At 60.5% G+C, this 10,501-nt stretch carries 9 protein-coding genes; 6 read left to right on the top strand and 3 right to left on the bottom strand.

The genetic code is table 11. The features are described 5' to 3' along the window. Together N5D53_RS15050 and N5D53_RS15045 are read left to right on the top strand one after the other, a co-directional pair. The coding region (locus N5D53_RS15050; protein WP_279840516.1) for an IS3 family transposase at positions 1-161 on the top strand (161 nt) is incomplete at its 5' end. Positions 162-376: 215 nt separating this feature from the next. Then, entirely contained in the window at positions 377-1,078 is a 702-nt protein-coding gene (locus N5D53_RS15045; protein WP_010952336.1) for a 4'-phosphopantetheinyl transferase superfamily protein, read from the top strand. Positions 1,079-1,081: 3 nt separating this feature from the next. Here N5D53_RS15045 and N5D53_RS15040 read toward each other — a convergent pair whose 3' ends face one another. Then, entirely contained in the window at positions 1,082-2,689 is a 1,608-nt protein-coding gene (locus tag N5D53_RS15040) for an ATP-binding protein (protein ID WP_064491550.1), read from the bottom strand. Beyond that, complete coding sequence (locus N5D53_RS15035; RefSeq protein ID WP_019438844.1) at positions 2,686-3,384, bottom strand: response regulator transcription factor; 699 nt, start codon at positions 3,382-3,384, stop codon at positions 2,686-2,688. The genes N5D53_RS15040 and N5D53_RS15035 overlap by 4 nt, the downstream gene beginning before the upstream one ends. Positions 3,385-4,457: 1,073 nt before the next feature. Here N5D53_RS15035 and N5D53_RS15030 point away from each other — a divergent pair. From N5D53_RS15030 to N5D53_RS15020, 3 genes are all read left to right on the top strand, one after another. After that, a complete protein-coding gene (locus N5D53_RS15030; protein ID WP_003254820.1) occupies positions 4,458-7,337 on the top strand; it encodes a ribonucleoside-diphosphate reductase subunit alpha in 2,880 nt (959 codons plus the stop codon). Positions 7,338-7,476: 139 nt separating this feature from the next. Beyond that, positions 7,477-7,608, top strand: a complete 132-nt coding sequence (locus N5D53_RS15025; protein WP_003254821.1) for a hypothetical protein — start codon at positions 7,477-7,479, stop codon at positions 7,606-7,608. Between the two features lie 440 nt (positions 7,609-8,048). Continuing rightward, positions 8,049-9,299 carry a ribonucleotide-diphosphate reductase subunit beta gene (locus N5D53_RS15020; protein ID WP_003254823.1) on the top strand — a complete coding sequence of 417 codons (1,251 nt, stop codon included), beginning with the start codon at positions 8,049-8,051 and terminating at the stop codon, positions 9,297-9,299. A 140-nt stretch (positions 9,300-9,439) separates the two neighbouring features. Here N5D53_RS15020 and N5D53_RS15015 read toward each other — a convergent pair whose 3' ends face one another. Continuing rightward, complete coding sequence (locus N5D53_RS15015) at positions 9,440-9,718, bottom strand: helix-turn-helix transcriptional regulator (protein ID WP_082421369.1); 279 nt, start codon at positions 9,716-9,718, stop codon at positions 9,440-9,442. A 142-nt stretch (positions 9,719-9,860) separates the two neighbouring features. On the opposite strand from N5D53_RS15015, the gene N5D53_RS15010 reads away from it, so the two are divergent. Further along, positions 9,861-10,370: a hypothetical protein gene (locus tag N5D53_RS15010; protein WP_217977396.1), complete on the top strand. Its 510-nt coding sequence runs from the start codon at positions 9,861-9,863 to the stop codon at positions 10,368-10,370. Positions 10,371-10,501 lie beyond the last annotated feature (131 nt).

Here is a 10,501-nt window from a genome sequence, read left to right as displayed (position 1 = left end):
ACACGCTCAAATCTGAGTTTTTCTACCTGAAGCGTTTCGAGAGCATTGATGAGCTGAGAGCGGGTCTGGATGAGTACATTCACTACTACAACCATGATCGCATCAAGCTGAGGCTCAATGGCCTGAGCCCTGTGGAGTACAGGGCTCAGGCTGCAGCTTAAAACTGTCCAACTTTTGGGGGGCAGTCCATCTGTGTGGGAGCGGGCTTGCCCGCGAACACGGGCGAAGCCCGTGCCATCCACCGCGGTGTATTCTTCGCGGGTAAACCCGCTCCCACACGATCACGCTTTGATCTGCGCCATGTTGTCATGGCTGCGGTAAGTCATCCTGCCACGCCACCTCCCTTAGCGCCTGCACAGCTGGCACAATAGCCGCCATGAACACACTTCCCGCCTGCTGCGCCCCGCTCCGGCACCACTGGCCCCTGCCCCGTCCATTGCCCGGCGCGGTGCTGGTCAGTTGCGCCTTCGACCCTGCCCACCTGGCAACCGACGACTTCCAGCGCGCCGGTATCGTGCCCAGCGCCAGCCTGCAGCGCTCGGTCGCCAAGCGCCAGGCCGAGTACCTGGCCGGTCGCGTATGTGCCCGCGCCGCGCTCCAGCACCTGGACGGTCGCGACTACGTGCCCGGCACCCACGAAGACCGCTCGCCCATCTGGCCCGCCGGTATTCATGGCTCGATCACACACGGCAAGGGCTGGGCCGCTGCGGTGGTCGCCGGCGAAAACAGCTGCCAAGGTCTGGGCCTGGATCAGGAAGCCTTGCTGGATGACGAGCGCGCCGAGCGGCTGATGGGTGAAATCCTTATCCCGGCAGAGCTCGAACGCCTTGACCGCCGCCAGCTTGGGCTTACGGTCACCCTGACGTTCTCGCTGAAGGAAAGCTTGTTCAAGACCCTGTACCCACTGACTCGCCAACGCTTCTACTTCGAACACGCAGAAGTGCTCGACTGGTCCGCGGAAGGGCTGGCGCGCTTGCGCCTGCTCACCGACCTGTCACCGCAGTGGCAGCAAGGCGCAGAGCTGCAAGGCCAGTTCTGCCTGCAGGACGGCCACCTGCTGAGCCTGGTCAGCGTCTGACCTTTACAGCGGTGCCTGCTGCCTTGGCCAGTTCAGGCTGAAGCAGGCACCGCCCAACGCCTCGCTGCGGCCCACCGTGGCCCGGCCCGCGTGCCAGTAGATGATCCGCCGTACGATCGACAAGCCCAACCCGTGCCCGCCCGAGGCACGGGTGCGGCTGTCATCGAGGCGGGTGAAGGGCGTGAAAATGCGGTCCCAGAAGCCCTCGGGGATCCCCGGGCCGTCATCCTCCACATCGATGCGGCAACGTTGCTGGCCCAGCTGATAGCTCAGGCGCACTTCGCTCTCGGCATGGCGCATGGCATTGCCGACAAGGTTCTGCAGGGCCCGGTGCAAGTAGCGCGGCTCGGCCTCGACCCAGGCGCCTTCGGCATCCGCGCCCTGGCAGTCGCCGCGCACCACCCGCACCTCGGCACGCAAAGGTGCGAGCTCTTCGATCACCCGATCGAGCAAGGCATCCAGATCGACCCGCTGGAACTTCAAGGCCGGTGCGCCCTGCTCCAGGCGGGCGTAGGTCAGCATCTCATCGACCAGCTTGTCGAGGTCCTGAATATCCCCGTCCATGCCCGCCAGATGCTTAGCCCGCACCTGTTCAGTCGTGGCGCTTTCGATCATCTCCAGGCCAAAGCGCAGGCGCGCCACCGGCGTGCGCAGCTCGTGGGACACCGCTCGCACCAGCTCACGCTGCATGGTCAGCGAGCGCTGCAGGTGCTCGGCCATGCCATTGAAGGCAGCCGCCAGGCGCCCTACCGAGTCGGCGTCGCCGGCCGGCACGCGGGTATCCAGGCTGCCCTGGGCGATGCGCGTGGCAGCAATCTCCAGGCCCGACACACGACGTTCCAGCTGACGCACCAGCAGGTAGACCACCAGGCCGATCAGGCACAGCCCCAGGAAGGCAATCAGGATCAGCAACTGCGGCGGGTAAGGGTTGAGCTGGTACAGCGGGCCGATTTCCAGTACCCATGGCGAGCCCGTCAGCCCGGCGAACACCCGGATCGAGTCACCATCCTTGCCCAGCGCCATCACCGTGTCGCCCTCCTCCACCCGGCGCCGCTGGTCATCGTCCAGGCTGACCCGCTCGATACGTTGCAAGGCAACGCCAAAGCCGAAGCCTTTTTCCTGCTTGATCTGTGCCAGACGCTGCTGCTGTTCGGCTACCGGGTAGCGCACCAATTCGTCGGCCAATAGATAGAGGGTGGCCCGCGCCAACTGCTCGCTGATCTGTTTGATCTGCGCGACCAGCATCAGGTCTTCCTGGCCCACCTTGCGTAGCACTTGCGCCGCATGCGGGCCAATCTTCTCGACCACCACCAGGCCACGGTACAGGCGCGCCCGCTGGCCACCGTCAAGGCTGCGTGCGCTCATCGGCTGCAGCGCCAACGGCACGCCAAGCAGGCGTTCCCAGATCAGCAGCGAACGCTTGCGTTGGGTTTCATTCTGCATTGCCAGGTTGTCGGCCATCAGGCTGAAAGTGCCCTGGGCCAGGCCCTCGCGGTGCTGGGCAGCGCGCACTTCGTTGACCAGGTGCAGGCTGAGCACGCCAAGCAGGGCCACCAGCACCAGCACGGCCAGCATGCCGCCGTAGATGCGCAGGAAGATCGAATTGTTCATGGCGCCTCGCCCACGAACAGGTAGCCTTTGCTGCGCAGGGTCTTGATCAACCGCGGCTGAAGCGGGTCATCGCCGATCTTGGGGCGGATTTTCGAGATGCGGATATCGATGGAGCGGTCCTGGCCGTCGTAGCCCACGCCACGCAGTGCGGTGAAGATCTGTTCACGGGTCAGCACCCGGCCAGCGTTGCTGGCCAACAGCCAGAGCAGGTCGAATTCGGCGCCGGTCAGCTCGATCAACTGCTCGCCCAGGTGCGCCTCACGCAGGCGGTTGTCGATACGCAGCGCACCGAAGGCCAGGTCCTGGCGCTTGCTGTCCACGGTTTCGCTGCGGCGCAGCAGGGCCTGGATACGTGCCAGCAGCAAGCGTGGGCGCACGGGTTTGCAGACGTAGTCGTCGGCGCCCAGGTCCAGGCCCTGGACCTGGTCGAGTTCATCGCTGCGCGCGGTGAGCATGAGGATCGGCCCCTGGTACTGGCTGCGCACCCGGCGGCAGATGCTCAGGCCGTCCTCGCCGGGCAGCATCAGGTCGAGGATGACCAAGTCGGGCTGGCTGTCGATGATGCGCCGGGCGGCGCGGGCACCATCACCCTCCACGCTGACCTCGAAGCCGTTGGCCTGCAGGTACTCGGCGGTCAGCTCGGCCAGGCGCTGGTCGTCTTCGACAATGAGGATGCGGGGTAGGGTTTGGTCCATGACTTTGGCCTTGTTTGTTCTTGGGATCGTGTCAGGGCAGCTGAGAGTATGACTGTAGATGGGTGGGGCCTGCGAGATCGAGTGCCGCCCGCACGGCGTATCGCGAGCGAAGCTCGCTACAACGGCCTGTGTCCAACCCCCGATGTGTGCCCACCACCGTGGTAGGAGCGGGTTTACCCGCGAATACGGTGGCGGCGGCAACGGTGAACGGCGGATGGAAAATGGCCAGTAGGGCCGGCCCTTTCGCGGGTGAACCCGCTCCTACACGGCGGCCTGTGCCCAACCACCGACATGTGTCCACCCTCGATCAGGCGTAGGAGCGGGTTTACCCGCGAATACGGTGGCGGTGGCAACGGTGAACGGCGGGTGGAGATTGGCCAGCAGGCTCGGCCCTCTCGCGGGTAAACCCGCTCCTACAGGCGACCGCGCGCGGGGGAACCAGGATCTTCAGGCATGCCCCTACCGCCCCCTCGACTGAACCGTTTTTTGTGATAGGGTTCGCGCCCGAAAAAAACTGCCCAAGGGCGTCACGAAGCAGAAAAATACTGCAAACCACTTGGCACAAGGCCTACAGCGAATACCCACCATTCACTCACAAAGTACGCACACGTTATCCACAGGCGATTGCCTTGCAAAGCCCCCAATACCGCATTATCTTGTATCCCGATCGCAGCGAACCACTAGATATAGGGGTTCGTGCAAAATCACACACAAAAGTCAACCCGCAAGATCAAGCGATTTTCCGGGCGGAACTTGAAGTGATTTCAGCAGCCAAACCGCTCCTGCGGAGGCGACCGAGGCAAGCCCTTCCAGGGCCTTGTTCGGGCATGGGTGTTGCAGGCCAGGCCTGGCATCCATCAGCAACAGATTTTGGGCACCGCCCAGAACCTTTGACTTCGGCCAGGGAGCGGCAAGCCATTGCCCCTTATTCCTGAGTCTGTCCCGAAGTCGGTACGCCCGTGCGGGCGGATGCGCATGCATTACGCATCCCCGCGAGGCCATCGAGCAAGTGGACGGAACGGTGGGCGCCCCAGGGCGCCTGAACAATATAGAAATTGTGGAGACACCCACCCATGCAAACCGACACAACTCGCGAGAACCCGCAGGCCAAGGTGCCGCAGGCCGCCGATTCCAACCAGGATCTGGCTGCCACCGCCCCTGGCCAACTGCGCGTGATCAAGCGTAACGGCACTGTCGTCCCTTACACCGACGACAAGATCACCGTCGCCATCACCAAGGCGTTCCTCGCAGTTGAAGGCGGCACTGCCGCCGCTTCGTCGCGCATCCACGACACCGTTGCGCGCCTGACCGAGCAGGTTACCGCCACGTTCAAGCGTCGCATGCCATCGGGTGGCACCATCCACATCGAAGAAATCCAGGACCAGGTCGAACTGGCCCTGATGCGCGCCGGCGAGCAGAAAGTTGCCCGCGACTACGTGATCTACCGCGACCAGCGCGCCAAGGAACGCGCCACCCGCGCCAACACCGACGCCGTGGTCGAGCCGCACCCGAGCATCCGCATCACCCTGGCTGACGGCAGCCTGGCGCCGCTCGACATGGCCCGCCTGAACACCATCATCAGCGAAGCCTGCGAAGGCCTGGCCGAAGTCGATGGCGACCTGATCCAGCGCGAAACCCTGAAGAACCTGTACGACGGCGTGGCCATCAAGGACGTCAACACCGCCCTAGTAATGACCGCCCGTACCCTGGTGGAGCGCGAGCCGAACTACTCGTTCGTTACCGCCCGCCTGCTGATGGACACCCTGCGCGCCGAAGGCCTGGGCTTCCTGAATGTAGCCGACAGCGCCACCCACCACGAAATGGCTGACCTGTACGCCAAGGCCCTGCCGGCCTACGTCGCCAAAGGTATCGAGTTCGAGCTGCTGAACCCGGCCCTGGCCGACTTCGACCTGGAAAAACTGGGCAAGGCAATCAACCACGAGCGTGACCAGCAGTTCACCTACCTGGGCCTGCAGACCCTTTACGACCGCTACTTCATCCACAAGGATGGCGTGCGCTTCGAGCTGCCGCAGGTGTTCTTCATGCGTGTGGCGATGGGCCTGGCGCTGGAAGAGAAAGACAAGGAAGCCCGTGCGATCGAGTTCTACAACCTGTTGTCGTCGTTCGACTACATGGCCTCGACCCCGACCCTGTTCAACGCCGGTACCCTGCGCCCGCAGCTGTCCAGCTGCTACCTGACCACCGTGCCGGACGACCTGTCGGGCATCTACCACGCGATCCACGACAACGCCATGCTGTCGAAATTCGCTGGCGGCCTGGGCAACGACTGGACCCCGGTCCGTGCACTGGGCTCGTACATCAAGGGCACCAACGGTAAATCCCAGGGCGTCGTCCCGTTCCTGAAAGTGGTCAACGACACCGCCGTTGCCGTGAACCAGGGTGGCAAGCGCAAAGGCGCTGTATGTGCCTACCTGGAAACCTGGCACCTGGACATCGAAGAGTTCATCGAGCTGCGCAAGAACACCGGTGATGACCGCCGTCGTACCCACGACATGAACACCGCCAACTGGATTCCTGACCTGTTCATGAAGCGTGTCTTCGATGACGGCAAGTGGACCCTATTCTCGCCTTCGGAAGTGCCAGACCTGCACGACCTGACCGGCAAGGCCTTCGAAGAGCGCTACGAGTACTACGAAGCCCTGACCGAGTACAACAAGATCAAGGTGTTCAAGACCATCCAGGCCAAAGACCTGTGGCGCAAGATGCTGTCGATGCTGTTCGAGACCGGCCACCCATGGCTGACCTTCAAGGACCCGTGCAACCTGCGTTCGCCGCAGCAGCACGTGGGCGTGGTCCACAGCTCGAACCTGTGCACCGAGATCACCCTGAACACCAACAAGGACGAGATCGCAGTCTGCAACCTGGGCTCGATCAACCTGCCGAACCACATCGTCGATGGCAAGCTGGACACCACCAAGCTGCAACGCACCGTGAACACCGCTGTGCGCATGCTCGACAACGTGATCGACATCAACTACTACTCGGTGCCGCAAGCGCGTAACTCGAACTTCAAGCACCGTCCGGTCGGCCTGGGCATCATGGGCTTCCAGGATGCGCTGTACCTGCAGCACATTCCTTACGGCTCCGATGCTGCCGTCGAGTTTGCCGACAAGTCGATGGAAGCGGTCAGCTACTACGCCATCCAGGCTTCTTGCGACCTGGCCGATGAACGCGGCGCCTACGAGACCTTCCAGGGTTCGCTGTGGTCCAAGGGCATCCTGCCGCTGGATTCGCAACAGATCCTGATCGAGGCCCGTGGCCAGAAGTACATCGACGTCAACCTGGAAGAAACCCTGGACTGGGCGCCGGTACGTGCCCGCGTGCAGAAAGGTATTCGTAACTCGAACATCATGGCCATCGCGCCAACCGCGACCATCGCCAACATCACCGGCGTGTCGCAGTCGATCGAGCCTACCTACCAGAACCTGTACGTGAAATCGAACCTGTCGGGCGAATTCACCGTGATCAACCCGTACCTGGTTCGCGACCTCAAGGCCCGCGACCTGTGGGACTCGGTCATGATCAACGACCTGAAGTACTACGACGGTTCGGTACAGCAGATCGAGCGTATCCCGCAAGAGCTGAAAGACCTGTACGCCACTGCGTTCGAAGTCGAGACCAAGTGGATTGTCGACGCTGCTTCCCGTCGCCAGAAGTGGATCGACCAGGCGCAGTCTCTGAACCTGTACATCGCCGGCGCCTCGGGCAAGAAGCTGGACGTGACCTACCGCATGGCCTGGTACCGTGGCCTGAAAACCACCTACTACCTCCGTGCCCTGGCCGCAACCAGCACCGAGAAGTCGACCATCAACACCGGCAAGCTCAACGCCGTTTCCAGCGGTGGCGACAGCGCCCCGGTCCAGGCAGCCGGCCCAGCGCCAGTGCCGAAGGCCTGCGCGATCGACGAGCCTGACTGCGAAGCCTGCCAGTAAGGCCTGAATGCCGTGCGGGGTGCCTACGGGTGCCCCGCGCGGCATTTTTGTATCCGCGCCTCAGAGAAACCTTGCCCTTTGCCCACTGTTCACGCAGCTCGGTAAAAGAACAGGACCTCTCAAAAAAGGATGTAAGCCCATGGCGCGGAAAAAACTGGCATCTCGCAAGATTGGTCGCAACGCCGAAACCGGCCGTTTCACCTCGGTGGAACAGGCACGCAAGCACCCCAAGACACACATTGTCGAAACGCTGTACACCCACCGTAGCTAGTGGTAGCTGGCCTCATCTCCGGCAAGCCCGCGGTGAGGCCGATTCCGCCAATACAGCCCTCAGAAACACCATATGATGTGCCTTAAAATTTAAACTGGCACAACATATAGGTTGGCGCTACACTCTCCCCCCGTAGAAGAAGCCACCCGCTTCGTGAACGGACGCACGCCAAACCGGTCAAAAAAGTTACCCTCGCCGGCAAGACACGCGCCCCGATCGAAGGTGAATTCCGGTATACTTTGCGCCCTCTGAAAAGAGCACCTATTCAATTGTCCTGGCCCCTCCCAGAGGCCTGGCCAGGTACAAGCCAGAACACATTCAGATGTAAACGAGAGTCAGCCTCTCGAGCTGCCCATTCGCCATTACGGCCTTGCGTCAGGCATCACATTCTTAAAATCCAACCGGTTGCCTCTGGGCGACCCTCAAGCAGGAGCCAAACCATGCTGAGCTGGGACGAATTCGACAAAGAAGACGGCGAAGTAGCCGCCAAAGGCAACACCCCTGCGCAGGCCGCTGCCGCCGCCACCCTCGACAAGCTCGACAGCGCCGGTGGTGCCGCCGCCTTGGAGGCCCGTGCGGCCACCGCTTCTGACTCCGAAGCCGTCAAACGTGCCAAGGCTGCCCTCGACGCCCTTGACGTTGCCGAAGGCCTGGCCGAGCTGGAAGGCTCCTCGGCCCGCGTTGCAGTAGATGAAAAGCGCATGATCAACTGCCGCGCCGACCTCAACCAGCTGGTACCGTTCAAGTACGACTGGGCCTGGCAGAAGTACCTGGACGGCTGCGCCAACCACTGGATGCCGCAAGAGGTCAACATGACCGCCGACATCGCCCTGTGGAAGAGCCAGGACGGCCTGACCGAAGACGAACGCCGCATCGTCATGCGCAACCTCGGCTTCTTCTCCACTGCCGACTCGCTGGTTGCCAACAACCTGGCCCTGGCCGTGTACCGCCTGATCACCAACCCGGAGTGCCGCCAGTATATTCTGCGCCAGGCCTTCGAAGAGGCGATCCACACCCACGCCTACCAGTACTGCATCGAGTCGCTGGGCATGGATGAAGGCGAGATCTTCAACATGTACCACGAGATCCCGTCGGTCGCTAAAAAAGCCGCCTGGGGCCTGAAGTACACCCGCGCCATCTCCGACCCGGAATTCAACACCGGCACCGTCGAAACCGACAAAGAGCTGCTGCGCAACCTGATCGCCTACTACTGCGTACTGGAAGGCATCTTCTTCTACTGCGGCTTCACCCAGATCCTGTCCATGGGCCGCCGCAACAAGATGACCGGCGTCGCCGAGCAGTTCCAGTACATCCTGCGTGACGAGTCGATGCACCTGAACTTCGGTATCGACGTGATCAACCAGATCAAGATCGAGAACCCGCACCTGTGGGATGCGGCGATGAAGGAAGAAGCGACCCAGATGATCCTGCAAGGGACCCAGCTGGAGATCGAATACGCCCGTGACACCATGCCACGCGGTGTACTGGGCATGAACGCAGCGATGATGGAGGATTACCTCAAGTTCATCGCCAACCGTCGTTTGACCCAGATTGGTTTGAAAGAAGAGTACCCAGGGACTACCAACCCGTTCCCATGGATGAGCGAGATCATGGACTTGAAGAAAGAGAAGAACTTCTTTGAGACGCGTGTGATTGAGTATCAGACGGGTGGTGCGTTGAGCTGGGACTGATCTCCAAAGCCTTATTTTTCAGCGAGAACCGAACAAATTTCAAGTTTTCCGAATTCTCGCACCAAATAAGCGCATGAAATGAAAAAAGCCACCTGAACCGCAAAGGCCAAGGTGGCTTTTTCGTATAAGCCGAAGAACGGCTAAACCCCTACCCGCTTCAGCGCTCTGATTTCATCCCGGATTTTTGCCAGAAGCTCGTCCACATCGCCCTCCTGACCGACCTGCATCAAGACAATCAGGGTCGCAGGATTCACTCCTAGTCGCTCCGCAAATTCTTCCATTTTTTCGATCGTTGGACTGCGAATGCCACGCTCAATTGTGGAAACGAAGGATTGGCTCGCCCCCAGCTGCTCTTGTGCGATCTCCTTTCGTACCCGCACCTCCTTAAGCGCGGAGCCAAAAGCCAACTTGCGTTCCATCTTGTTACCCACAAAAGGAACGATAAAGCCCTGATGTGGACTCAAACGCTATGCTGCATACAGCATATATGAGAAAATTCGTTGTACTCCTAAATAATCAGTACGACCCACTCCGTCTCCGTTTCGATTGAGGTTTCAAGCCGTGTTTGTTTCAGATCCCCAGGAAGAGGTCATCACTCTTATAGGCAAGGTTGACCCCAGCCACAAGAGTTGGCCTAGAGTTGATACTAGCGAAACATTCTTCCAGGTTCATACTAAGCAACAAGGGGACCCCAAGCTCACCTTCGGCGTAATATTGCTGGCGACCCCGCGGGCGCTCCTGGATTTTCTGGAATGCTGTCAACGGGATGAGCAAATACGAATTGTACAAATTATTATATCAACCCCTCCTCATGCTAACCGGTCTAGGAAATGGCGCACCGAGGCACTCGCCAAACTTGAGGTAGGCTTCGATGACAACGAAGTACCAAACTCGATCATCTACCACACGATTGACGAAACCTATTATGAGGATCGTGTGTACGGAAAGCGTAGAAACCAAGGTCAACCAGCATTAAAAACAGTATACAAAGCGCGCGCAAGACGCTCGCCAACGCAAGAAAAAATTAACAAGCTGCAGCCACTCGCTAGCAAAAGCGTTGTCCAATGCTAAAACGTACAACGCTTGAAATCATTTTCAGACCTCGCGCTAATTTTGCTCGCGCACGGGCCACGCTCTCCCCACTAGGCCGTTGAGTTTTTTCAACATGAGAATCACTTATACAGCATTAAGCAGATCAAGCA

Source organism: Pseudomonas sp. GD03862, assembly GCF_029840855.1.
GTDB lineage: Bacteria > Pseudomonadota > Gammaproteobacteria > Pseudomonadales > Pseudomonadaceae > Aquipseudomonas > Aquipseudomonas alloputida.
This window is presented reverse-complemented; position numbering and strand designations above follow the sequence as displayed.